This window comes from Fibrobacter sp. UWOV1 (assembly GCF_900142495.1).
Classification (GTDB): domain Bacteria; phylum Fibrobacterota; class Fibrobacteria; order Fibrobacterales; family Fibrobacteraceae; genus Fibrobacter.
In genome coordinates, this window is record NZ_FRBA01000011.1 from 1 (window position 1) to 25,770 (window position 25,770).

A 25,770-nucleotide genomic window follows, 5' to 3' on the forward strand; every position below is an offset into this window, starting at 1 on the left:
GGGACGGCGATGTCGAGCTCTCCCGCACCCGTGAGCAGTTTCCTGTGGTAGTGGCCGCTGCGGTAGTTCCTGCGGCCTTCGGAGCGTTCGTGCTTTTCGGCATTGCAGAGGTCTGCCGCCTCCTCGTCTAGCATGGCGTTGAGCGTGTCCTCGACTGTGCCTCGGATGAGCGTTTTCAAGTCGTCCTTGAGGCCGGCTTCGTCGATTTTGATTATATTTCTTTCCATAGGATGGTCCTTTTTTTGTGTTTGATTTGTGGTTATTTCAAATCTAAAAATTGGAACATCCTATTTTTTTACCCCCTTAGTGGAATTTGCGAAAGAAAATATACGTTACCCAAAACAGTATTAATTAAAACATTTATTTTCTTTTCTTAGGTAGTGAAATTACCCCCTCCGAACAAGACAAGGAATGGAACTTTTCATTTTTCTTTACAAATGACAACGATCCCGTATTCATCGTCTCCGTTCCAACTATTTCTTTATATTTTTTCATATCTCCTTGGACAGCTTCAAAAACACATGCCAATTTTTCTCGATAAGCAATTCCTGTTGCAGACAAGAACAATTTATTTTCAGGGAAAAACGATTCATTTAGCATATTTGCTTCGTCCCCATATAATTTCAAAACATGTCCATTTCCCGCATAAACAACTTGCATAGGCGGAAGGTAATTATTGCGCAGAAACCTTTCTCCATCAATAAAAGAGCCCAAAAAATTTCCCAAGTCATCGAAAAACAAACTTGAAATACTTGATGACTTGGTTTTTATAAGAATCCTATTATCCTTACCGTCTTTGACTTCTCCGTAAAGAGCAAGAACATTTCCATCATCTAATTCGATGACGTTTACACCAGCTTCATTTGCACCCTTATTCGCATAAACCACCTTTTTGATTCCCAATAAATCAAACATCAATCCAAAATCATTCAAACAGCTAGATATAGCAGGATTTGCAACCCTTGCAGAGCCACAATTCCCTGAGTCAATCGATTCCAAAAGTTCTGTAAATTTTGCTTCGTAATCATTGAGAATATACGCAATTTGTCTATCAGACTCATTACTAGATAATCCTAAGCCATGCACGCCTCGCTGAATCATAGCAATTGCATTCTCTAGAGACTCCTTCGAATAATCTGCAAGATGTTGTTCCGTTTCTTTATTCTTCTTTGTTTTAATCTTTTTCAAATATCTATTTGATTGTTTTTCAAATTCTTGGTAAAATAATTGAACAGCATCAGCAAATGCAGATGAACTTGGGGTCATAAAAGGTCTAACTCTATCAAATTTATCATTCATCTGTTTCAAATACGATTTAACCATATTATACACATCTGTATGTTCATCAACATTCTTCATATCATCAAAGTTATCAATCGCATCGCTTATTATTTCAGCAGTCGCTACAATACTAGACTTTTTATTTTTTAATTCCTCTATATAATCTTTTCTCGCCTCAAAATCGTTCTTTGCAAAAACTTCTATCAATTCATCAGCCATTTCAGCATATCCTTTTTTTTCTTGAAAGAGATTTGCACTTATTCTTTTTACAAAGTCATTCGGATAAACTTTACTTACCGGATAGTTATTATAAATCAAATTACCTGGGATTGATATTGAAAAGGAATCTATAGCTTCAGGCGTATCCAAGCCCAAACCAAAATCCATTGTTCTAAAATAATAACTCTTTTCTCTATCCGTAACAGAAGCCCTTCCTCCTTTCATTTTTACAGAAGTTATTTCATTTACATTGGGATATGCGTATGGGAAAAATTTTCCACACAAGTAATCATTCCATGATTCAATGGAAAAAACTTTTTTCACAACCTTAGGAAGATCAATCATATAAAATGATTGATCTGGATAACCGTCTTGCATACGTGGATTATTCTTTACCTCATACTTTACGAGAGCCACCTTAGGATTCTTCTTATCCCCATACAAGACAATCTCATCCTTGGTTTTTCGTGCAAAACTAGGGTTATCCATACCAAAGCATTCTTTTTCAGCCTCAAAGGAATTCGCATAGGAAGCAATAAACGCTAGTAAAAAAACAATTGTGAACATTTTTTTCATACGAACCGCCCTTATTATTTTCCTAAAAATCTGCAATTTTCACACTAATAGCATTACATTTTTCATCGAAAACAACTTCAAATGCGTATAGAGTTCCTGCAGCATCAGTCGCAGTACAAATAGCGGCATTTTTGCCATTATCAGCGCCACCCCAATTAACATACTTGTCTACATTAAAGCCTTTGGATCTAAGGGCAATACGACAAGCAGTATCCTTGGGTCTTCCTTGAGCATCTTTACAGCGTTGCTCAGGAGACGCAGAAGATGTTTGTGAGGAACCCGCAGATTTATCATTAATGCCAATAATGCATGCAATGATTATGGCGATAATAAGAATAATCCAAGCCATATTTCCATTACCCCTCTTTTTACGAGGTTCATAGAATTCATCTCCAAACGGATTTACCTTTTGGGACTTTGCCAAAGATTCATCAGCAAGAGGTGACACTTTACTTTCTGACTTATGTACTTCACTGAAGACTTTTACAGACGTTCCACACTTTGGGCAAAACACCTGTCCTTCTTGAAGTTCATTTCCGCATTTGCTGCAAAACATAATCATCTCCTTTTAGGCAATACAAATCCAAGACCAGTGATTGGAGCACATGCTTTATCGCAAAGAAGATATTTCACACAAAAAAAAGGACGCGGGTGCGAATCTTGCTCATTGTACTTTGAGGTTCCACTACGACCCTACACTCAATAAGCCAAAAAACGACCCACGCCCCAAACGGGACGTGAGCGTTTGCACGCTTATTCTCAGTGTTCGTGAATTTAGTGGATTCCAAAGTAGAGAACAAGAGCAAATGCTCAAAATGTCAACACGGCATTAAACTTATAAGCACCTCTAAAAAGTTTTACAATTCTAATATAACTCTTTTTATAACAAAAGAGAAACTTCAATCAGCCAAAACCTAAAAATAGAGCAAAAATCACACTAACGCGCGACAAATAAGATTATTCCTAGCTAAAAATTGGGCGGGTGGGCGGGGTAAGCCCGGGCGTTGCGGGCGCGGCGCCTGAGCACCCGCTAGAGAGGGTGGAGAGCAACGAAGTGCGAACCAGGGGGATTCCTCCCCCTCCATACACAAAAAGGACTGCATCGCTGCAGTCCTTTGAATGTTTTTGGGCCCTATTGCGCTTTCGCGCTCCAGGGTGACACTTGAGGAGTGGATTGTTTCGGGGCTTCTCGCCCCTCGCAATGACGCGCTGAGACGGCCCTTCGGCAGGCTCAGGGACCTTAGATCTCTTCAATGCTTGCATGGTACTCTTGGAGGCTCTTCACAGCGCCGTGTCCGTTCCTTGCTGCCGCGATGCCCTTGACGGTGTTGTAGGCACCGGCGAGGGTCGTGATGTAAGGCACCTTGTACTTAATGGCGGCCTTACGGATAGCGCTTTCATCCTTGATGGCATCGCGCTTTGCCCACGGCGTATTGATGATGAGGTTCACCTGCTTGTTCAGGATGATATCGAGAACGTTCGGGCGGCCTTCAGCAATCTTGTTCACCACTTCGCACTTGACACCGGCCTTCTCGTAGAACTTGGCGGTACCTTCGGTAGCGTAAATCTTGAAGCCGAGCTTCTGGAATTCCTTACCGATTTCGATAGCCTGTTCAGACAAGTTAACCTTATCGGACAAGCTAATCAGCACGGCACCTTCGTTCGGGAGGAAGGAACCTGCGGCTTCCTGGCTCTTGTAGTAAGCGAGGGCGTAGTCGTCGGAGAGGCCGAGGACTTCGCCGGTGGAGCGCATTTCGGGGCCGAGAACAGGGTCCACCTTCGGGAACTTGTCGAACGGGAACACGGCTTCCTTGGCGCCGTGGTGGTTGAACTTCTTGTCCTTGAGCTTGAGGTCTTCGAGCTTGGCACCGAGCATCAGGCGGGTTGCGAGGCGGGCCATCTGCGTGTTACAAACCTTGGAGACCAGAGGCACCGTGCGGGAGGCACGCGGGTTGGCTTCGAGGACAAACACCTTGCCGTCTTCGATAGCGTACTGCATGTTCATGAGGCCGCAAACGTGGAGGGCTTCGGCAATCTTGCGGGTGTAATCCTTGATGGTTGCCAAGTTTTCCTTCGTGATGGTCACCGGCGGAATAATGCAAGCGGAGTCACCAGAGTGGACACCGGCAAGTTCGACGTGTTCCATCACGGACGGGATGTAAACGTGTTCGCCATCGCTCAAAGCGTCGGCTTCGCATTCCAAAGCGTTGTGGAGGAAGCGGTCGATGAGGAGCGGACGATCCGGGGTCACGCCCACGGCCTTCGCCACGTATTCGCGGAGCATGTTCTCATCGTAGATGACTTCCATGCCGCGGCCGCCAAGCACGAAGCTCGGGCGGATCATCACCGGGTAGCCGCCAATCTGCTTGACACAGGCGAGGGCTTCGTCGATGTTCGTTGCCATGCCGCTTTCCGGCATCGGGATGCCGAGCTGGTCCATCATCTTGCGGAACAGGTCGCGGTCTTCGGCGATGTCAATGGAGTCGATGCTCGTACCGAGAATCTTCACGCCTTCGTCGGAGAGTGCGCGGGCGATGTTCAGCGGAGTCTGTCCACCGAACTGCACGATAACGCCAGCCGGCTTTTCCTTGTGGTAAATCTGGAGAACGTCTTCGAGGCTGATCGGTTCGAAGTACAGCTTATCGGAAGTATCGTAGTCGGTAGAAACCGTTTCGGGGTTGCAGTTCACCATGATGGTTTCGTAACCCATTTCGCGGAGGGCCATTGCAGCGTGGCAGCAGCAGTAATCGAATTCAATGCCCTGGCCGATTCTGTTCGGGCCACCGCCGAGAATCATGATCTTCTTCGGGTTGTTGGAAGCGGTAGATTCATCCTTGCAGTTGTAGGTGCTGTAGTAGTAGTACTGGTCCTTCACGCCGCTCACCGGCACTGCGCACCAGCCTTCGACCACGCCGAGTTCGGTGCGCTTCTTGCGCACGTCCTTTTCGCGGATGCCGAGAATCTTGGCGATATACTTGTCGCTAAAGCCGTCCTTCTTGGCCTTGATGAGGAGTTCATCGGAAGGCAGGCGGCCCGGAGTCTTGAGCATTTCTTCTTCGAGTTCAACGAGTTCGCGCATCTGCTGCACAAAGTAAGCCTTCTCGTAGGTGGCGGCGAAGATTTCTTCGTCGGTAGCGCCCTTACGGATAGCTTCGTACATCTGGAAGTGGCGTTCGGAAGAAGCGGTCTTCATCATTTCAAGGAGTTCTTCCTTGCTCTTCTTGTTGAAGTCCTTCGCAAAGCCGAGGCCGGAACGACCGTTTTCGAGGCCGCGGATCGCCTTCTGGAGGGTTTCCTTGTAGGTCTTGCCGATAGCCATGACTTCGCCCACGGCCTTCATCTGGGTGCCGAGGCAGTCATCGACACCGCGGAACTTTTCGAATGCCCAGCGGGCGAACTTGAGCACCACGTAGTCACCGCTCGGGGTGTACTTTTCGAGGCTTCCGTCGCGCCAGTACGGAATCTGGTCGAGGGTGAGGCCTGCAGCGAGCTTTGCAGAAATGAGGGCAATCGGGAAGCCGGTAGCCTTGGAAGCAAGTGCAGAAGAGCGGCTGGTACGCGGGTTGATTTCGATAATCACCACGCGGCCGGTCTTCGGGTCGTGAGCGAACTGCACGTTGGTACCGCCAATCACGCCGATGGATTCCACAATCTTGAAGGCCTTTTCCTTCAGTTCTTCTTCGAGTTTCTTGTCGATGGTGAGGAACGGGGCTGCGCAGAAGGAGTCACCGGTATGCACGCCCACCGGGTCGATGTTTTCGATGAAGCAGATGGCGATCATCTGGTTCTTGGAGTCGCGCACGACTTCGACTTCGAGTTCTTCCCAACCGAGGATGGATTCTTCGATGAGGCACTGGTGCGTCATGGAGAGTTCAAGACCGTTACTGCAAATGGTGCGGAGTTCTTCTACGTTGTAGCAGAAACCGCCGCCTGCACCGCCCATGGTGTATGCCGGGCGAACCACCACCGGATAGCCGATTTCAGCAACGATCTTTTCGGCTTCTTCCACAGAGTGGCAAATGCCGGAGCGCGGGGTGTCGATACCGAGCTTCTGCATGGTTTCCTTGAAGATTTCGCGGTCTTCGCCGCGTTCGATAGCGTCGAGGTTCACACCGATGACCTTCACGCCGTACTTGTCCAGCACGCCAGCCTTGCTCAGAGCAGAGGCGAGGTTCAGGCCGGTCTGACCGCCCAAGTTCGGGAGGAGGGCCTGCGGACGTTCCTTTTCGATAATCTGGGTGAGGCGGGCGACGTTCAGCGGTTCGATGTAAGTGGCATCGGCCATGACCGGGTCGGTCATGATGGTAGCCGGGTTGGAGTTCACGAGCACAATCTTGTAACCCTGTTCGCGCAGGGCCTTGCAAGCCTGGGTGCCGGAATAGTCGAATTCGCAAGCCTGACCGATCACGATCGGGCCAGAACCGATGATAAGGACTTTGTCGATGCCTTCAATCTTCATTTTTTATCTCCGTTATTGCTATTTAATTTTTAAACTCTGGTGTTAAAGTGCTCGTGGACCCTATCGCTACGCTCCAGGGTGACATAAAAAAAAGCTGAACTAAAAAGTCCAGCAAAAATAAAATCAGAAAAACTATTAACCTTGGAAAAACCCGTTGCAGTTGCACAGTGGATTGCGCAGGTCTCGCAGCTCTGGGGCTTCGACATTGCAAGATTTTTGTTCATCTTCCTGTCTAATTCGCTCAAGGTTTAAACTTGCGCAAATATAGACAAAAAATGTAACGCTTTCAAGGCAAAACACAAAAAATGAAAAATAATTTCGGCTTACGGTTCGCCAGCAGGATCAGCCGCCGGTTCTTCCGGTTCTCCGCTAGCGCAATCCGCAGCGTTCGGGTCCACGGTGCAGTGGTCATCCGATTGGGTACTTGCAGTGCCGCAGCCAGCAAAAGCGAGCGCAACAGCCAAAACAGAGGCGAAACCAACAAACTTGCGAACCATAATTTTTGCTCCTAAACATTTGATGTTCAACAAGTTAGAAGATAGTAATTTCAGCGTTCAGAGTTTAGCGTTCGGAGTTTTATAATCGCGGCAAAGCCGCCTTACCAAGCAATTCTTAATTCAAAATTCTGAGTTCCGAACTAAAAAAAGCACCCGGGAAATCCCGAGTGCAAAAGCAAATCGCTTTAGAGCAAAATTACTTCTTAGCAACCTTGGTCTTCTTAGCGGTTTCCTTGAGGCCAGCGCCGACCTTGAAGGAAACAGTCTTGGAAGCCTTGATCTTGATCGTAGCACCAGTCTGCGGGTTACGGCCGGTACGTGCAGCACGTTCCTTAACAGTGAAGGTACCGAAACCGATCAGCTGAACGAGACCGTCCTTCTTGATACCAGCGGTGATACCGTCGAGAACGGCGTCAACAGCGCGGCCAGCGGCAGCCTTGGATTCAATGCCAGCTTCCTTGTTAGCGAGGATGGCGTCGATGAGATCTTGCTTATTCATTTTATTAACTCCTTGAGTAGGTTAAGAATTTTATAGTGATATTATACTTTTTTTTTTGCGTCGCGGCACATTTTTTTTGAAAAATTTTTGAAAAATCCTTATAAAATCAAGCCTCGGGCGGTGGTTCGCCTTCAGACTCTACAATCGTGTCTGCTTTCTTCTGAATTTTGTCTAAGTACACCAGACACAAACAAGTGAATGGAATCGCAACGATCAAGCCGAGGAATCCAAGCAGCTTTCCCCAGATAGAAAGCGAAAGGAGAATGCCTACGGGCGGCAAATCCATCGACGATCCGACAATCTTCGGAACAAGAATCATGTCTTCGATAATTTGTACCACCAAGTAAATTACAGCAACGATGGCGGCCACTTCCCAGAAAGGCATTCCCTTGTCAAGAGCATAGACCACTGCCAGCAGTAGGGCCACAGGGATTGTCGCCAGCTGCAAGTACGGCACCATGTTCAGTGCGCCAGAGAACAAGCCAAAGGCGACTCCCATTGGCAGTCCGATGATTCCAAAGCCGATTGCATACAAAATACCAACCGTCAATGCGACCAAGGATTGCGCACGGAAATAGCTACCCATGAACACGTCCATCTTCTTTGCGAAATCAGACGCACCTTCTTTATACCTTGTCGGAAACAGTTTCTTGATACCGCCGCGAAGCCTAGGCATATCAAGCATGATGAACACGAGGTACATAAAAATGAGGATTGCGCCGGAGAGCCATACAAACAAATTAGAAGTCTTGGCAAGTACGTTCCATGCGCTCGGCAAAACCTTTCCGGCCACGGACTGCGCGGCATTCCAGAAATCGAGAGTTTGCATGGCGACAGCAACCTTGTTCCAAGAAATGAACGTCTTTATTTCTTGCCACAAGTTTTTCGGCACGAACATCGACAAGCGTTCGGCCCACGTAGAATCGTTAAACAGTTTTGGAATCAATTCGCCAAGGTGCCTGATTTCGCCCACCACCATCGGGATAAAAAGCCACAAGGCTCCACCCACCACAAGAATCATGAGCGTAAGCACCACTATGACAGCGGCAATGCGAAACTTGACCTTGTTCTGGATTTTTGTAACCAGCGGATCGAAAATGTAGGCGATAAGGAACGCCGCAAAAAACGGAGCGAGCACGCCACTCAAATAATGCAGCACCCAAAGCAGGATGCCGACACCGGCGGCCATAATCAAAAGCCGCATCACGCGGTCTACAGTCCAAATACGTCTCATTTCTTAGCCTTATATTCTAGAGGTTTTACGCCATAGATTTTGGAGAAAGCTTTTTCGAATGCGGCCGGATTCTTTTCGCCTACGGCCAGTGCGACTTCGGCAATCGAGCGGTCCGATTCCTTCAGGAGTTTTGCAGCCTGCGCCATGCGGGTCTTCAATTCGTCCAGTTTCTTTTCGCGATTTGCAATGTGGCCTGCGGAATTGCGAACTGTCAGCGCAACAACGCCCGCGTACACCAAAACCATTACCACAAGCGCCACATACATGAGCGCCTTGAAGGTACGGTTTTCGCCCCAGAGTTTGATTGAGCGCACCACGATGTCGTCGGGGATGCCGAGCATGGTTCCTTCGCCGTTCATGATTTCAAAGAGCATGCCGCGGTTCATGTAACGCAGGCCATCGTCTTCTTCAAGGCCCTGCATGGCAAGCCACCATTCAGGCACTTTAAAGTCGAGCATCGACACGGAGGCGCGGCTCACGCGGTCGCGAATAATCACCGGCGCTTGAGCGACCATCGGGCGATAGCTCTGGTACACATTCTTTTTACTGTACACGGGGTCGTCATTCAGAATCTTGATGCCCACGCGCTGCATGCGGACCGTTTCGACATCAATCACAAGCGAATCAAAATCCGAGAAGTCAAAGAATCCGTTTGCCGGGCGATTATTGACCGAGAGCAAATTAACGCCCACACCTGCATACGGGTAAGCCATGCCCGAGCGAATGTTCACGTGGGCAGAAATGACGGAATCCTGATTGGAAAGTTCGACCGTCGAGAATCCACCCACATTTGCGTCAGAAACGGCATACACCTGGAACGTGCCGCCAGGGAACAGGATTTGTTCAGTTGCGCTAAACTTGACGAACAGGCAAATCCATACGGCGACAGCAACAACAAGCGTAGCTGTTGCGATGATAATTTTTTTCATGCCTTAGGTTCCGCCTTCTTGTTTTCGTTTTCCTTGTTGTACGAATGCGTGCGGCCGATCGCCACAATCATGAGCCCTAGCATTAAGAACATCACGACGCCAAAGGCAAAATTGCTCACACCCTTTGCCGTAATGGAATAGAACTTGAGCGAGAACTTTTTGCCGCGCGGCTGATTCCAGCCCGGAGCGATTTCGACGCGGGCCACCGTTTCCTGATGACGGCGGTTCAACGTACGGTCGACATGTTCGTCGTCATACCAAAAGTCCGGCGTATAGAACTGTTCAAACGGGAAGGCGATACGCTGGCGGCCCTTGGTCAGCGGAATTTCCTTCATGAGCAGGCGGAACGTACGCGGTTTGGAGATGTCGGTGACATCCGGATCGAACGTCCAGACTTTCACAAGGATTTCATCGGTTCCGCTTGATTCCAGTTCAAAAATCAGCGAATCCACAAAAGTCCAGTTGCGATATTCCGCCTCCTCACCTTGACTGAGGTCCAATAAAAGTCCGCACCAGGCGCTCTTGGCAGTATCGGCACCAAGCATGCAACTAAAGGAAGCCGAGGAATCCGTCAATGCAAACGTCACCTCGGACGAACCGCCATCGGCCTTGTCGTCGTATTCAAAAACAGAGGCGCCATCGTGCAGCGGGAACACGGAATCGACAAAGTGACGATCCGGCAAGGCAAAGTATACGCCGAGAATGACGGCGGCAATCGCCACTATTATAATATATGTCTTAGCCATTAGAATCTTCAGGTTCCAGAATCGGTTTCAGGTGAAGGCTGTACTGCACCAAATCCAGCGGATCTTCGTCAGGTTCCTTTTCGCCAAAGAGTTTGTTTACCACGGCGTCGAGCGCACGGATAAAGAAGAAATGATGCTTGCCTTCTTTAGCGGGCACCTGGAACGGGTGTTCCAAAGTACGTTTTAAAAGCGTGATGGTCATGGAAGGCGGCATGTGGAACATCTTGCAGCAAGAGGTGACTTTGCCGTCGTAACCGTAATCCGGGAGTTTCCCTTGCACCAGAGGTTCGCCGTGATCAATGCAGCAGGGGTCTTCGCAAACAGGGTCCTGCACGTTCTTGGCAAGGAGCGCCTTGAGCCAGAGCTCGCGGGACTTGTCGGTGAGGTCGCTGCGGAAGGCCATCGTCTGGTCGCACGGGAAAAACGTGGAATAGCACTTGGGGCAAATGCGCAAGTCCAGATGCTGGAACTTGATTTCTGCCACCTCCGATTTGCAATAAGGGCATGTACTCATATTGGGGAATATAGTATTTTAGTTGATAGAACTTAGTTGGTAGAACTTAGAAAAAAGCTCATTATCTTGGTTCTAAGTTCTAAGCTCTAAGTTCTAAGTTCTATATTTAGCGTATGGCTAAAGTTGTACAGATTACCACTGAAAATTTTGAAACCGAGGTCGCACAGGCCTCTGAAACCCGCGCCGTAGCGGTGCTTTTCTCTTCTGCAGAGTACCCCGACTGCGCACCGTATTCCCAATTGCTGGGGCAGCTTTCGACCAGCATGGATTTTACGCTTGGCGTCGTGAGTTGCGACGAACGCGAAAACATGCAGCTGATCCAGGCATTCCGCGTGCGCTCGGTGCCCGAAGTTCACATTGTTGACAAGGGCCAGATTGCAGACGTCATCCAGGGCGTGTTGCCCGAAGCAGACCTTAAGAAGCGCCTCGAAAAGTTCTTCGTGAGTGACGAAGCGCGCTTCCAGATGGCCTTGGAAGACGCCATTGCCCAAAAGAATTTTGACCAGGCGCTCCCGATGCTTGACGAAGCGCTTGCAAAGACCCCCGACGACAAGAAGCTGCAGCTCTTGTGGGCAAAGGCAAGCCTCGGCATGGGCGACACCGAAAAAGCCAAGGAAGTCCTTGCCAAGTTCACCGAAGCCGACGACCAGTACCGCGAAGCGAAATCGCTGCTGGAACTGCTGGACTTCCACGCCGAAGCCGCCAAGAAGGACGTTCAAGGCAAAGAAGCGATTGTTTACCACGAAGCATGCAAGCTCGCCTGTAGCGAAGATTTTGAAAGCGCCTTGCAGGCGTTCCTGAACTTGTACGTAGAAGCTCCGGAATGGAACGACGGCGCCGCGAAGAAGGCGATGCTTACTTTGTTCGGAGTTCTCGGCCCGAAGCACGAACTCACGTGGAAATACCGCGCCAAACTCAACACGATGATGTTTATTTAGTGGCAGTGGGGTCGAGCCTTCGGCTCTCTGAGGCATGAGCAATGAGCAAAAAAAACTCAAAGCGAAGCGACCTCACAGTGCTTTAGCACGACCTCATACCTCAAAGCGAAGCGACATCTATGAATCTTGACTTCAACCGCAGATTATCTATTGCCCCGATGCTTGACTGCACCGACCGCCACGAAAGGTATTTCTTGCGGTTACTGTCCAAGCACATCCTGCTCTACAGCGAAATGGTGACGACCAATGCGTTGCTGCATACCGATCCGGACCAGTTCCTGCGCCATCAGGAATTCGAATACCCCGCGGTGCTGCAACTGGGCGGCTCTAATCCCGCCGATTTGGCCAAATGCAGCAAGATGGTCGAACAGTCCGGCTTTCAGGAAGTCAACCTGAATTGCGGCTGCCCTTCGGACCGCGTGCAGAACGGAAACTTCGGCGCATGCCTCATGAAAGACAAGAACCTGGTCGCCGACTGCTTTAAGGCCATGCAAGACGCCGTGAGCATTCCCGTGTCTATCAAGTGCCGAATCGGTGTCGACGAATTCGATTCGTGGGACTTTTTCCGCGACTTTGTAGGTACCATTGTCGATGCGGGTTGCCGCGTGTTCATTATTCACGCCCGCAAGGCATGGCTCAAGGGGCTAAGTCCTAAAGAAAACCGCGAAGTACCTCCGCTGAACTACGATACAGTACACCGACTCAAAGCAGAAATGCCGCAGCTGAACATTTCAATCAATGGCGGCATCAAGACGCTCGACCAGACGCTTGAACTGCTCCAGGACTTGGATGGCGTAATGGTCGGTCGCGAAGCCTACGAAAATCCGTGGTTCCTGCGCAATGCCGACGAGCGCATTTTTGGCGACGCCAACGCCGCCAAGCCCGAAAGCCGCAAAGCATTACTCGAGGCCTACCTCCCCTATGTAGAAATGGAAGCCGCCCGCGGAACGCCCGCCACCATTTTGGTGCGCCACCTGTACGGCCTCTTTAACGGCAAGCCCGGCGCCCGCAAATACCGCCAGTACCTCGGCGAAAACGCCCCCAAAACAAAAAGCCCCGCGGAACTGATCCGCAGGGCTATGGAATTGGTTACTGAGCCTTAGTCTTTTTGATTATTCAGCTTCCACGACTTCGACTTTCTTGGCGCTGAATTCCTTCGTGTCGATGCTCGAAATGGTAGAACCGTCGCCAAGGGAAATCTTGCGGATTTCTGCCGTATTGTACATGGCGACCCAAGCCGAGTTATTGTCGATAGCTACGACATCGTAGGGGTTTTCAGATTCAAAAGGTTGTTGCCAGTTAACAGCCTTTGCAGACACATTGATATTCGAAATGCTGCCCTTTCCTTTGCGATCAAGAACATACAGTTTGCCGTTCACGGTCACGATTTTCGTATCGCCAGAGAAGGCGATAGCGTCAACATCATCGCAGACACCTTTTTCTCCACCTTCATCGACAACCCAATAGAGCTTGCCAGACGAATAGTCGGAGATATAAATGAACGTGTCAGCACCAACTACGGATATTCCTGCAGGCTGGTACATAAATCCTTCATACGTATCCGGATCGAGGTCCTTGAACATCGCGGTCAATTTGGTGCCATCATAGACGCGAACATTCATGTTCCCCATTTCATAGGTTTCCCAATCCATGAATCCACGGTCACCGATATAGAGTTTGCCAGACGCATCCATAAAGAATCCGCCGGTCGCATCCGTAACGCCATCGATATTCTTCACGCTCTTGCTTGCAAGGTCCACTTCCACGACGGGCACCGATCCGTAGTACTTGTCGATTGCCACATAGCCTTTGCCCGTCTTGGCATTGACTTCAAACAAGGTTACACCGCCACCAAGTGCAGTACCGCTCACCCAAAGTTCAGACTTCTTTTTCTTCAGGTCAATCTTTTCAATACCGCGGTTATCGTCGGCATCGGTTCCCCAGGACTCATTGTATTCGCCATGGGTTGCCACATAGACGTTACCCTTCACAACCTTCACGGCCGACGGGTTCTTCGTCACAAGAGGAATGGTGTCAAGAAGAGTTCCGTCACTCAACTTGTAAAGGGCAAGCAAGCCGTTGTCGTTGAAAAGGGCGGTATAACCGTCATCTGACAGAGTATAACGCTGGAACACTGCAAACAGCGTGTCGCCCGAAACTTCGAGGTCAGCGGCATTCGGGGTTGTGGACAGGTACGTCACCTTCAGTTCGACAGAACTGCTGGACTGCGGTTCTTCAGAGGAACTCGATACCGGAGCTTCGGAGCTGCTAGATTCAACCTTTTCGCTAGAACTGGACTTTTCGTCTTTCTTTTCGCTAGAGCTAGACTTTTCGTCCTTTGTGCTGGAGCTGGACTTTTCGTCCTTCTTTTCACTGGAGCTAGAAGTCACCTTTTCGGAGCTACTGGACTTTTCGTCTTTTTTGACTGAGCTTGAGGACTTGTTCTTGCTGGACTTGGCCGAGCTGGAACTTTTGGCATCGTCAGAATCACTGCTGAGATCTTCGTCGTCCAGGCAGCTTTCGTTGTCCAAGCATTCAATGCTTGCCGAGGAACTGCTGTCGTCACCGCAAGCACTCATGAACAGCGCAAACGAGACCGATGCGAGTAATGAGAGTAGTTTTTTATTCATGGTTTGTCCTTTTCTGGCTTTACGCTATTTTAGCGCGGGGGCTAGAACCCCTGTATGATTGTGAACTTGTATTCCCTACCCGGCGCCGGGTAGGGGGTATAAATGTTCCGATAGGTTTCGTCCGATATATTGTTGACGGCAAAAACTAGGCGAGTCTTATCCCACGGCAACCAAGAAAGTGATGCGTGGTAATGCGTTACCGGAGGCTGCCTTGTAAAATTCAGTCGGTCACTGAAAATCCGGGTTCTATACGTCATCTGGAACGTTGCACTCAAATCAAACGGCAAAAAGAGCGTACCTTCGGCAAAATAGCTGCGAACAGGTTCTCCCGGCAAAAGGTTTCCTTTATAGGCCATGTTTTTTCCTTCTTCACGCGGGTCCTGGAAGGTGGCCCGCAATACGGTCTGGAACATTTTCACTGGATGACTTTCCAGTTCAAGTTCAACACCACGAATGCACGATTCATTAATATTGAACGCTTTCATCAGGTTTCCGCTCGTAACCCAATATATTCCGTTTTCCGCATGCGTTTCAAAATAGGTTGCACGCAACAGAGAACGCTTTTGAGGGGTCGACAAATAAACCCCAGCCGAAAACCTGAGAGCCGATTCGTCTTTAAGCGAAGGACTAGAAAGCATTCCCGCATACACTCCATAAAGTTCCATCAGCTGGGGTTGCCTAAAAAATCGTCCAACCGAAACATTGGCTCCGAACCACGAATCCTGCTTTCCGAATTTCGCCTGAACCAATCCGCCCATATTCAAATCGCGGTCAGTCGACTCGTTTACCTGAGCCATTCCTGTTGACATCAGGACCCTTCCGCCACCAATGTCATCTATAGACTTAAGGATGTTTCCTTCGGCAAAAAGACTGAACCATTCAAAAAAGCGATATTCTATATTGCCCGCAAGATTCCCCGTATATCGGTTCACTTCGAAATCTTGCAAAGTCCCGCGGGATTCCCAATATTCAGCACTTCCCGACACCCTCAAAAACGCTTCAAACTGTCCAAAAACAAGATTTGCCGAAACATCGGGAATCAACCTGTACCCCGCAAGTCCAAATTCCCTATAATTCTGCGACAAAAAACCAATTTTATCAAGCGGATAATACGATGCCGAAATATTTTTTTCAAATTTCCCGGTAACACCCGTTTCTACGAGCAGATGATTGAAATATTCCGGGGTTTCTAGGCGGTACGCAAATTGGCCCATATCCCCCGTAAATTTTGCAACGACTGTCTGCAAATCCTCGGTGCCGGGGTTTCCGGCCTCCGTATGGATTACATTACCCGAAAGCGTCGAAAAATAGCCGCCACCATGAAGCATTCGATACTGCACATTTCCTGAATATTCCGTGAACTGGGCATTTCTTCGTTTGTCCTTAAAATCGTCATTGCCGTTATAAAGAGTGCCATTGCGATTCTTGAATTCATAATCATTATCGCTATGGCGCATCGACGCTGTCGCCGAGAACTGCACGCTATCTTTTACTGTGGCTATTACCTGTGCAGACCCCTCGAATGAATGGTGAGAGCCATAACTCGCCAAAACACGTCCTGTAGGATTACGCATCGCACGAACGGAATTTTTGGTGATAAAGTTAATGGCACCGCCTATCCCGGCTCCCCCAAACTTGGCGGGCACCCGGTCCTTATAGACTTCGATTTTCTCGATATTATTGAGATCGATCGCTCCAAGGTCTACTGCACCGCCGCTTGCGTCATTGAGCGGCATTCCGTCAATACAAATCAAGATGTTTCTTGCCGCAATGCCACGGATGCTCACCGTCTGAAAGCTACCCATGCCCCCTTGCGTATAGCTCTGAATTCCTGAAAGTGACGACAATATTTCTGCAGCAGACAGGCCACGGCCTTCCCAGGCGGACGGCTGGATTTCCATATAGTCCGTACCAGAAACGGCAACACCACTCACCGAGGGAGCAGAAACCTCGCTCAAGCCCAAATCTTGCGTTGAAGAATTTTCATCGACCGCGACTGATTTTGCCGAAATAACCGAAACATCCTCCAGGGAATTGCCCGAAGGTTCCGCAAAGGCGCCACAAAGCCCACCCCCAATAAGCGAGCAGCTAAGGACCGCAGCTCGTGCGGCCTTTAAGAAAGACGTCGTTCGCATCGTTCCTCAAAAAGCGTTTCCCACAGTTCTTCTGGCTCGGGGCTCACTCTACTCCCGGCTCCTTCACATCGCAAGCGACATTGGTTCATGCCGGTTTCGTCCTCCCTTACAGCGGCGCGACCGCTCCCGGCTCTCACGGGATTCTCTCCTTGCGGGCCACCCAGTAGGGCTCCCGCATGGGCTTTTCAGGGCACAGGAAACTTTTCGCTTTCAAATATAGAAATATTTTTACAATTTGCTATATTTAGGCCCATGACAGCAGAAGAACTCTACAAACGTCTTAGCACCATTCAGCCGGGCGCCGTCCTTTGCACCTATTCCATGGAAAAGTGCGAACAGATGCTCCCCCTCATCAACGAAATCAACGAGCTGAAAAAGGAACGCGACGCCGTGATCCTCGCCCACAGCTATGTTGCCCCCGAAATCATTCTGGGCGTGGCCGACTATGACGGCGACAGTTTCAAGCTGAGCCAGGACGCCACCAAGGTAAGCGCGAAGACAATCGTGTTCTCTGCCGTGCGCTTTATGGGCGAAACCGCCAAAATTTTGAACCCGACCAAGGACGTGCTGATTCCGGGCCCGCTCACGGGTTGCAGCCTCGCCGACTCCATTACCGGCGCCGAAGTCAGGGCACTCCGCGAAAAGTACCCCGACCACACCTTCGTGTGCTACATCAACACCACTGCCGACGTGAAGGCGAACTGCGACGTGTGCGTCACCAGCAGCAACGTGATGAAGATTGTCTCTAGCCTCGAAAACGACAAGATCGTGTTTGTGCCCGATGGTCTCATGGGCCAGAACCTGATCGACGAAATGCAGAAGCGCGGCATCAAGAAAGAAATCGTGCTCCACAGCGGCTGCTGCTACGTTCACGAGACCTACGATTCCGAACTCATCAACTTCTTTAGGAGCCAGAACCCGGGCCTCAAGGTCGTAAGCCACCCCGAATGCCACCCGGGCGTCGCCCTCCTCAGCGACTACGTGGGCAGCACCGGCCAGATGGTGAACTACATCAAGGAACAGCCCGAAGGTACGCCGTTCCTGCTGCTCACCGAATGCGGCCTGAACGCTCGCATGCAGTACGAATTTCCGAACAAGACCTTCATTGGCAGCTGCAGCATGTGCAAGTACATGAAGTCGAACTCGCTCGAAAACATTTTGGAAACCTTGCGTCATCCGGAAAAGGCTCAGCACGTAGAACTTGACGAAGCAACCCGCGTTGCCGCCAAGAAGTGCATCGACGCCATGTTCTACTATGCCAGCAAATAAGGGTTATTGGTTAGGGGTTAAAAAATGAAAAAACTGAAAGCTATTGCATTGCTTATTTGCCTTTGTGCCGGATTCACATTTGCCGAAGATTATTACTGGCCGCGCACCTACTATGTAAGCGCAGGCTTTGGCGCGCAGGTTTCCAAGGGCGACTTTAACGACCGCGTCCTTTCCGGCAAAGATACCGCCGGAGTCAAGGGCGACATTCACCCGCCTTCAATCGCGTTTACTGCAGCACCCGATTTCATGGTGGGCGTGAACCTCGGAGCATTCACCTTCGGACTCGGATTCCAGTATTGGAAATCGGAACAAGACATCATCGGGTTTCCCGAAGACTCCTACCAGCAGGACGTGCGCATTTGGCGTGCCGGACTTGAAGTTACATACAACTTATTCTATCCGGAATTTTTCCAGATCGGTCTTGGCGCAGGCTATTCTTACAGCAGCGTGAAATCCGAAAATTCCGCCTTCTTCGGGAGCGATGTCTACGACTCTGAATTTATGGGTTCTGCAGTCGCCTTCATTGCAAACATCCACTATTACATTACCGAAAATCTGGCCATGGTTCCGGCCATCAAGATTTACGAAAACTGGTTCAAGAACGTGCATTGTTCTAGAATCGACAACAATGATCTAGACCCGTATTTGTGGCAGTCATTCGTTTTTGCCAGCGTTTCGGTGCAGTACCAATTTTAACACAGGGCGCCCAAGCGGCGCCTTTTCTAATTTGCCCTAAAGGGCAAGATAGTGTAGCTCGGCAATGCAAGTTTTAGCAAGCTAAACTTGCGCTGCACTCGCTTTTTTCTATCTTTGGCGGCGTATGAAAAAGCTATTTCTCGCAGCGCTTATTATGGGAGCCGCAGCAGCAACCGCTATGGACGATAGCGGTTGGGCCACTCAGTTTGAATCCATGTCCGCGTTCGACAGCCAATACGGCAATCGTTCCGGTTACGTCAAGCCCATTATCGACAACCTGGGCAACGTGCTCAACAGCAACTGGTATGCAAGCGCTTCCGTACCGCAGAGTTTCACTTTTGAAGCGGGCCTTCCGATTTCAATCATTCCCATTGGCGATGACGACAAGAGCTACGATGGCAAGCCGACTATCTTTGGCGACCACGGCAACCCGGAAGCTCCTTCCGACACCATTTACGGAATCAAGACCCTGAACGGTCTCGGCGTATTCACCTACCCCTACCTGCAAATGGGCGCAAGTTTCTACCACTTCAGAGCCGTACTCCGCATGATGTACCTGCCCTCCATCAGCGACCTCCGTAAATTCAGCCTGTTCGGCATCGGATTCCAGTACAGCTTCGGACACTTCTTCCAGTACATGCTCCCGAAAGCCGCCCAACCGTTTGACGTGAGTATTGTTTATGCTTACAACTCCAGTACCATCGGCTACCGTCCCGACGAATTCGATGGCAAGCTTGGCCTCGATGTTTCTACGCACAACTTCTCGTTCGTTTTCGGTTACAAGCCCGTCAACTTCTTCGAAGTCATGATGTCGCTTGGCTACCAGAGTGCCGAAATGCTGTCTTATGGCGAACTCTACCAGATCGACCCTTACACCAACTTCAGAAAGAACGAAATCTACCCCGACATTACCGTCAAGGGCAACAACGGATTCCGTTTCGGCATTGCAATCGCCTTGCAAATCAACTCGTTCCACCCGGTTCTCGGCTACGATTACGCCGGCAAGTCCAGCTTCACGACAAACGTGCTCTACTTCAAGTCGCAATTCGGCAAGGACAAGACTCCCGACGAAATTGCCAAGGATAAGGGTTATGTCCGCGGCGGGAACGTGAAAACGCAGTCCAGCGAAACCGAAGCCCCGGTAGAACAAGCCTCCACCATAGAAGAAACTCCGGCTGATGAACCGGTTGAGGCGCCCGAAGCCCCCGCAGTAGAAGAAAACTCTGCTGAGGCCTCTACCGAAGATACTTTTAACGAAGAATAAAAACTTCCTACAGTCTACTTTTAACTATAACAAAGAAGGCATCACATGATTACATTCCTGATCGGTATCGCGATTCTTATCGGCGGATACTTTACTTACGGAAAATTCGTTGAACATGTCTTCGGCCCCGACGACCGCAAGACTCCCGCCCTCGAAAACCCGGATGGCGTTGACCGCGTTCCCATGGCGCACTGGAAAAACGTCCTTATCCAGCTTTTGAACATTGCAGGCATCGGTCCTGTGATTGGCGTGATTCTTGGCATCAAGTTCGGCGCCATCGTGTTCATTCTGCTGCCTATCGGCAACGTGCTTGGCGGCGCCGTGCACGACTATTTTAGCGGCATGGTCAGCATGCGCAACAACGGCTACAACGTGCCGGCACTTTCCCGCAAGTTCCTGGGCAAGGGACCGGCCAAGGTCGTGATGACGCTTATCTCGGTCGCCCTCATTTTGGTAGGCGCCGTCTTCACCAACACGCCTGCAGCCCTTATCAACACCCCGATTCTTGCTGGTTCTGCCGTATCGCCCACCTTGTTCTGGGTCGCGGTCGCCTGCATTTTCGTCTACTACTTTGCGAGCACCTTCTTCCCCATCGATAAAATTATCGGACGTATCTACCCAATTTTCGGTGCACTCCTGATTCTTGCCTCCCTCGCCATTTTCGTGGGAATCGTCCCGAACCTGAACGTACTCGACGAATTCTGCTTTAGCGACATCATGAGCAACTTCCACAAGCATCCGGCTGGTCAGCCAATCATCCCGATGCTTTTCGTGACGATTGCTTGCGGTATCATTAGCGGTTTCCACAGCACGCAGAGCCCGCTTGTCGCCCGCACCGAAGTCACCGAAAGAACAGGCCGTCAGACCTTCTACGGCATGATGATTATCGAAGGCCTGATCGGCATGGTCTGGGCCGCCGGCGGCATGTTCATTTACCACCAGATGCCGGAACTCCTGACTGGCGCTTCGGGCGTCAAGGTCTTGAGCGTCCTCGTTTCTACCGTGATTCCCTGGGCTCCGATTTCGATTCTCGTTGTCGTGGGCGTGATTGTCCTTGCTATCACCAGTGGCGACACTAGCCTTAGAAGCCTACGCCTCACGATTGCAGAACTCACCGGCATGGAACAGACCTCCATTCGCAACCGTCTGCTCCTTACTGTGCCTATGTTCGCCATTTGCGCCATCATCATCTTCTGGAGCAACCTGAACCCCGAAGGATTCAACATCCTGTGGAATTACTTCAGCTGGAGCAACCAACTCATGGCCGTGTGCAGCCTTTGCGTGGCCACGGTTTACCTGCGCAGCAAAAAGAAGAACTTCTGGATTGCACTCATTCCGTGCATGTTCATGACCTTCATTACTTGCGACTATATTCTTTGGGTGAGCCCCGAAAACCTGAAGGGTGCTCCGCTGGGCTTCGGTCTCGACTACAAGACCGCCCTTGTGATTGCCCTGCACGACGCCGTCATTCTCGGATTCCTGCTTTGCACTAGGGGCAAGACGCTCACCAAGATGGAAGGTTTCGATCCTGACCGCTGGAACCCCGAACTGGACGAAGGCAAGGTCCCCAAAGCTCAATAAATGGTTCTCGAAGGTTCCGTCAAGTCCATTACCTTTCATAGTCCGCAGAACGGCTTCACCGTGCTGCGGCTTATTGATAACAGTACCAAGAAGGTGGTGGTCGTTACGGGCACCTTGCCTGAACTTTCCGTAGGTGAAAACCTGCGTTTCGAAGGCGACTGGGGACGCCACCCTAAATTCGGCGAGCAATTCCAGGCCAAGCATTTCGAAATCGTCGAAACGCAAAACAATAATCTAGAAGCCTATCTTGGCAGCGGGCTTTTCCCAGGAATAGGCCCCAAGACGGCTAAGGCCATCGTCGAAACTTTCGGCGACGAACTTCGCGATATTCTGGACTACGAACCGGACCGTTTCCGAGCCAAGAAAATCAAGGGCCTTTCGGCCGCGAAGGTTGAACAGTTCCTTGCGAGTTGGCAAGAAAACCGCCACAGCCGCGAAACCTTGTTGTTCCTGTACAATCACGAGATCACGGGCAGCGTTGCAAAAAAGCTGTGGATGAAATTCGGGCAGGACACCATCAGTAAAATCCGCGAAAATCCCTACATTCTCTGCGAAGAAATCTGGGGAATTGGATTCTTGAAAGCCGACGAAATCGCAATGAAAGTCGGCATCCCCAAAGACAGCCCCATGCGCCTGCAAGAGGCAATCCTTTACTCGCTGCAAGAGGCTTCACTTTCGGACGGTCACTGCTATTTGCCAAGCAACGATTTAATCGGCCGCACGCTCAAGAATTTGCGCATCGATGTCACCGACGACGACGCGATTCAAAATCTATTGGATCAGTTCAAGCGCATTTGCGAAGCGGGTCGCATCAAGCGCCACGGCGATGATTGTTTCTTTCCGCCGCTCGATAACGCGGAGCAGAAAATCGCCGAAATCATCAAGCGCAGACTCAACGAAAACGAGTTGCCGACTTACGGCTTCGAGCGAGAACTCGTCGACTGGGAACGCGAACATAAATTCAGCTTTCACCCGGTGCAGCGCGAAGCGATTCGCCTCGCCACTGCCCACAAGATTTGCATCATTACTGGCGGCCCAGGCACTGGCAAGACGACGATTCTCAAGGGAATTCTACACCTTGCCCGCAAGATGGGCGAAAACATTCTGCTCGCCGCCCCGACAGGCCGCGCGGCCAAGCGCATGGGCGACTGCTGCGGCGAAAAGGCCTACACCATTCACCGCCTGCTCGACGTCGACCCCGTCACCAAAAAATTCAACAAGAACGAATTCAACAAGCTTGACTGCAACTTGCTGATTGTCGACGAATTCAGTATGGTTGACACCTGGCTTGCGGCCTCGCTCCTCGACGCCGTGCCCGAAACGGCCCGCATCGTCTTTGTAGGCGATGCCGACCAACTCCCGAGCGTGGGCCCGGGCAACGTGCTCAACGATCTGCTGCAGTGTCCGCGCATTCCAAGTGTGCGCCTGCAGCACATCTTTAGGCAATCCGGCGACAACGACATCGCCGATAAGGCAGCCCGCATCAATCAGGGCATCACGCCGTCGCCCATCGAAGGCCCAAACTTCCACTTTGTCCCGTTCGAAACGCCCGAAGAAGCCAAGCTCCACTTACAGCAACTCATTGCCACCGGCGTCAAAAGCAAAATCGACATCGACCTTAAATCCGACTTGCAGATTCTTGTTCCCATGCGCAAAGGTCCGCTCGGCATCATCGAGCTGAACCCGTTCCTACAAGACCTCTTGAACCCGGGCGTTCCGCGCCACAAGATGGTCGGCATCGGCTGGAGCGTGGGCGACCGCGTCATGCAAATCAAGAACAACTACGACAAGAACGTCTTTAACGGCGACGTCGGAATCGTCTACAGCATCTACAAAGAAAAGCGGAAAATCGCCGTCTTCTTCGACGACAAGCTCATCACCTACCAAGACGACGAACTCGACGAACTGCAACTCGCCTACGCCTGCACCATCCACAAGAGCCAGGGCAGCGAATACCCCGCCGTCATCGTGATTCTCGACTCCAGCCACTACGTGATGTTGCAGCGCAACTTAATCTACACGGCAATTACCCGCGCGAAAGGCCACGTGTGGATCCTTTCTGCCCCCGGCGCCTTCCACCAGGCCGTCCGCAACAACCGCAGCACCCGCCGCTACACCCGCCTTAAAGAACGCTTGGGATGATTGAGGTGCGAGGCATTTTACGCCGTTCGGCTATTCCGCATCCTTGAGGCAACGGACAGGAAGTAAGGCTTCATTAGGATCATTGACAGCACCTCCCTTGCCAGAAAAGGACGTCCTCCCCCATAGCTGAATGGACAAGACGTATCCATCGCTAGAGAAGAAAAACGCGCTATAGCCGCTGTAACTGAAAAAATCTCCATAATGCGATTCAACTAACGCTCCTCCAGTAGGCACCGCAGAAAATCCATAGGCATCTGAACCGCTGTAATCATTCGTCCAACCACTGATAGACCTGAGCTCATTGCTAGCTTTATCTATTCCACCCACGGTCGTAAGCAAAATTTCAAATTCTTCCTTTTTAGGCAAGTGCCAACCACTGGGGCAAACGGTATCCGCCACAGACAAACTGTACAATCGTCCCCCAGCTTCACAGGTTACAGGCGCATCTTCGTAACAACGGCTAATATCATCATTAGGGCCGGCGTAATTCAGATTTTCGGCCATCCAGACCTGGTCTCCGATTTTCACGGTCTTGTACTTTTTACCGTCACGATCGTCCGTCAGAGTTCCATAATCAATATCCGGATTAAAACGGAATTCCTTCGGCACATCATAGCTCCAGTCCTTCAAATTAGTCCAACCATTCGCCGTACAGTAAAAGCTCCCGGTAACGCTATCAGCCCTTTCAATGATCCGGCCAACATTTCCAGCTTCGCATTTTTCATCGCGCCTAACGAAATCTACATCCACCGCTTTCCGCCAACTTGGGGGCTCGCCAGGTGCCGCACCAATATTATACCAAAGAATAGCATCAGGGCAACTATCGCAATAGTAATAGGCTCCATCTTTAGGACTTTTGCTAATTTCGCCATGGCGCTTAAAAGTACAGCCATCGAGCATAAGTGTACGATCTTCTTCGTTAGCGTCCACCCAGCGACCAAGAATTTCGTCGAACTTTTCTACATCACCCCTGTCACCTTCACGCAACTGGCCATCAAACCCAGAAGCAGGGACTTCCTCTTGTTTAGGTTCATCTACAGGTCCATCTATACACGACCCCCTGAGCCAAGTCCAAGCCCCCGATATCTTGCAATAAAAGCAAATGTCGGAGTTATAAATTGAACTATTCTTATTATTGACATGCCTTGCCACAGAGTCTGTACTATAAGCAGGATAAGCAGGACAAAAACCAATGTCATAAATTCTAGACCAGAAATCATTTATACGCTTTATATAGTCTTGACTACTCGGAAGAGAACCTATTTTCCAACCCAAGATATCCTGGTAGATTGCATCAAGTTTTCCTTCAAAATATTTATTTTGCGCTTCATCCGCAATTTTTGCTTTGGCAATTTCGTCATTCCATTTACCGTCTTCCTTGATGTCAGCTGCAAAATCCTTCAAGAATTCCGCTAATTTGCTTTCGCCACCATAGCATAGCGAGAGTACACTAACAGCGAGCAACTCTGCACTTCCCTTATCGCCGGCAATACTCATGTCTACAAAACTTGCAAACGAGCCCATAATGTAAAACGCGCTTAAGACATCCACCTCGGCCAGTATCTTAGCTGAAAAAAATTTGAGTCCTTGTTCGAGCAGATAAAAGACGCGATCCTGTTCCAAGTGCGTAAGCACATTGACATTCACCGTATCATGGTCGCTCAGGTCGGCGAGTGCGTTCAAGGTAATATTACTGCCCGAAACTTCGAAAAGGACATAAGGGCTCGACAAGGTCACTCCTGGCACAACAAACGAGCCGTCTTTATCTGACTGAACTTTTCCTTCAAAATATTTTCCAGTTTGGGCAAAGGTTTTTGCATCCAGTTCGTAAATCTTGACTTTGGTTCCGGCGAGGAACGGTCCCTTCTGGGCTACACCGTAAATTGTCTTGTCCTTGATGACTGCTGCAGGCACGGAGTCTGTCGCCGAAGAATCCGGTTCGCGCGCCGAACTACTCGAGACATTCTCTTTGGCAGACGAAATACCCTTGCTGCTAGACGACAACTTTACCTTAGCGCTGCTGCTGGAGGATATTTCTTCTATATCTTCTACAGACGAGTCGAAAGACGTTTCCACTACCAAATCGTCGTTCCCGCAAGCAACAAGCAAGACAACAATGCTTAACAAGACATGCCATTTTGTATAAACCATAATCACCTCC

At 50.1% G+C, this 25,770-nt stretch carries 20 protein-coding genes and 1 riboswitch; of the genes, 7 read left to right on the top strand and 13 right to left on the bottom strand.

All coding sequences use genetic code 11. The features are described from left to right. The 10 genes from BUC02_RS13020 to BUC02_RS13060 form a co-directional block, all read right to left on the bottom strand. Positions 1-227 (bottom strand): transposase (locus BUC02_RS13020; protein ID WP_175549868.1); only part of this gene is annotated, 227 nt, incomplete at its 3' end. A gap of 133 nt (positions 228-360) precedes the next feature. Beyond that, positions 361-2,076, bottom strand: coding sequence for a hypothetical protein (locus BUC02_RS13025; protein WP_139261160.1), 1,716 nt, complete (start codon positions 2,074-2,076; stop codon positions 361-363). 22 nt (positions 2,077-2,098) lie between these two features. Then, entirely contained in the window at positions 2,099-2,632 is a 534-nt protein-coding gene (locus BUC02_RS13030; protein ID WP_175549869.1) for a zinc ribbon domain-containing protein, read from the bottom strand. A 684-nt stretch (positions 2,633-3,316) separates the two neighbouring features. Next, positions 3,317-6,535, bottom strand: a complete 3,219-nt coding sequence (gene carB, locus BUC02_RS13035; protein ID WP_073323204.1) for a carbamoyl-phosphate synthase large subunit — start codon at positions 6,533-6,535, stop codon at positions 3,317-3,319. Between the two features lie 323 nt (positions 6,536-6,858). Further along, positions 6,859-7,032: a hypothetical protein gene (locus BUC02_RS16310; protein ID WP_170930511.1), complete on the bottom strand. Its 174-nt coding sequence runs from the start codon at positions 7,030-7,032 to the stop codon at positions 6,859-6,861. Positions 7,033-7,228: 196 nt separating this feature from the next. Further along, a complete protein-coding gene (locus BUC02_RS13040) occupies positions 7,229-7,531 on the bottom strand; it encodes an HU family DNA-binding protein (protein WP_073053306.1) in 303 nt (100 codons plus the stop codon). 106 nt (positions 7,532-7,637) lie between these two features. After that, the gene (locus BUC02_RS13045) at positions 7,638-8,765 is read right to left on the bottom strand and encodes an AI-2E family transporter (protein WP_073323206.1); all 1,128 of its coding nucleotides are present in this window, start codon (positions 8,763-8,765) and stop codon (positions 7,638-7,640) included. Further along, complete coding sequence (locus BUC02_RS13050; RefSeq protein WP_073323208.1) at positions 8,762-9,694, bottom strand: helix-turn-helix domain-containing protein; 933 nt, start codon at positions 9,692-9,694, stop codon at positions 8,762-8,764. The genes BUC02_RS13045 and BUC02_RS13050 overlap by 4 nt, the downstream gene beginning before the upstream one ends. After that, positions 9,691-10,440, bottom strand: a complete 750-nt coding sequence (locus BUC02_RS13055; protein ID WP_073323210.1) for a hypothetical protein — start codon at positions 10,438-10,440, stop codon at positions 9,691-9,693. Before BUC02_RS13055 ends, BUC02_RS13050 begins: the two co-directional genes overlap by 4 nt. Next, positions 10,433-10,924: a hypothetical protein gene (locus tag BUC02_RS13060; protein ID WP_139261162.1), complete on the bottom strand. Its 492-nt coding sequence runs from the start codon at positions 10,922-10,924 to the stop codon at positions 10,433-10,435. The genes BUC02_RS13055 and BUC02_RS13060 overlap by 8 nt, the downstream gene beginning before the upstream one ends. A 143-nt stretch (positions 10,925-11,067) precedes the next feature. Between BUC02_RS13060 and BUC02_RS13065 the strand changes: the two genes are divergently transcribed. Beyond that, positions 11,068-11,892, top strand: coding sequence for a tetratricopeptide repeat protein (locus BUC02_RS13065; RefSeq protein WP_073323214.1), 825 nt, complete (start codon positions 11,068-11,070; stop codon positions 11,890-11,892). 119 nt (positions 11,893-12,011) lie between these two features. Next, complete coding sequence (gene dusA / locus BUC02_RS13070; RefSeq protein ID WP_073323216.1) at positions 12,012-12,995, top strand: tRNA dihydrouridine(20/20a) synthase DusA; 984 nt, start codon at positions 12,012-12,014, stop codon at positions 12,993-12,995. 9 nt (positions 12,996-13,004) lie between these two features. Here the strand turns inward: dusA and BUC02_RS13075 are convergent, their stop codons facing one another. Beyond that, positions 13,005-14,522: an NHL repeat-containing protein gene (locus BUC02_RS13075; RefSeq protein ID WP_073323218.1), complete on the bottom strand. Its 1,518-nt coding sequence runs from the start codon at positions 14,520-14,522 to the stop codon at positions 13,005-13,007. A 41-nt stretch (positions 14,523-14,563) separates the two neighbouring features. Continuing rightward, positions 14,564-16,657 carry a TonB-dependent receptor gene (locus BUC02_RS13080; protein WP_073323220.1) on the bottom strand — a complete coding sequence of 698 codons (2,094 nt, stop codon included), beginning with the start codon at positions 16,655-16,657 and terminating at the stop codon, positions 14,564-14,566. Between the two features lie 3 nt (positions 16,658-16,660). Then, a riboswitch (cobalamin riboswitch) is annotated at positions 16,661-16,854 on the bottom strand. Between the two features lie 55 nt (positions 16,855-16,909). Between BUC02_RS13080 and nadA the strand changes: the two genes are divergently transcribed. From nadA to BUC02_RS13105, 5 genes are all read left to right on the top strand, one after another. After that, entirely contained in the window at positions 16,910-17,926 is a 1,017-nt protein-coding gene (nadA, locus tag BUC02_RS13085; RefSeq protein WP_073323222.1) for a quinolinate synthase NadA, read from the top strand. 24 nt (positions 17,927-17,950) lie between these two features. Next, complete coding sequence (locus BUC02_RS13090; protein WP_073323224.1) at positions 17,951-18,622, top strand: hypothetical protein; 672 nt, start codon at positions 17,951-17,953, stop codon at positions 18,620-18,622. Between the two features lie 124 nt (positions 18,623-18,746). Next, positions 18,747-19,886, top strand: coding sequence for a DUF6588 family protein (locus BUC02_RS13095; RefSeq protein WP_139261164.1), 1,140 nt, complete (start codon positions 18,747-18,749; stop codon positions 19,884-19,886). A 45-nt stretch (positions 19,887-19,931) separates the two neighbouring features. Then, positions 19,932-21,467 (top strand): carbon starvation CstA family protein, encoded by a 1,536-nt coding sequence (locus tag BUC02_RS13100; protein WP_073323228.1) that lies wholly within the window; start codon positions 19,932-19,934, stop codon positions 21,465-21,467. After that, positions 21,468-23,609 carry an SF1B family DNA helicase RecD2 gene (locus tag BUC02_RS13105; protein WP_073323230.1) on the top strand — a complete coding sequence of 714 codons (2,142 nt, stop codon included), beginning with the start codon at positions 21,468-21,470 and terminating at the stop codon, positions 23,607-23,609. A 30-nt stretch (positions 23,610-23,639) separates the two neighbouring features. Here BUC02_RS13105 and BUC02_RS13110 read toward each other — a convergent pair whose 3' ends face one another. Continuing rightward, positions 23,640-25,760, bottom strand: a complete 2,121-nt coding sequence (locus tag BUC02_RS13110; RefSeq protein ID WP_073323232.1) for an FISUMP domain-containing protein — start codon at positions 25,758-25,760, stop codon at positions 23,640-23,642. Positions 25,761-25,770: the final 10 nt, after the last annotated feature.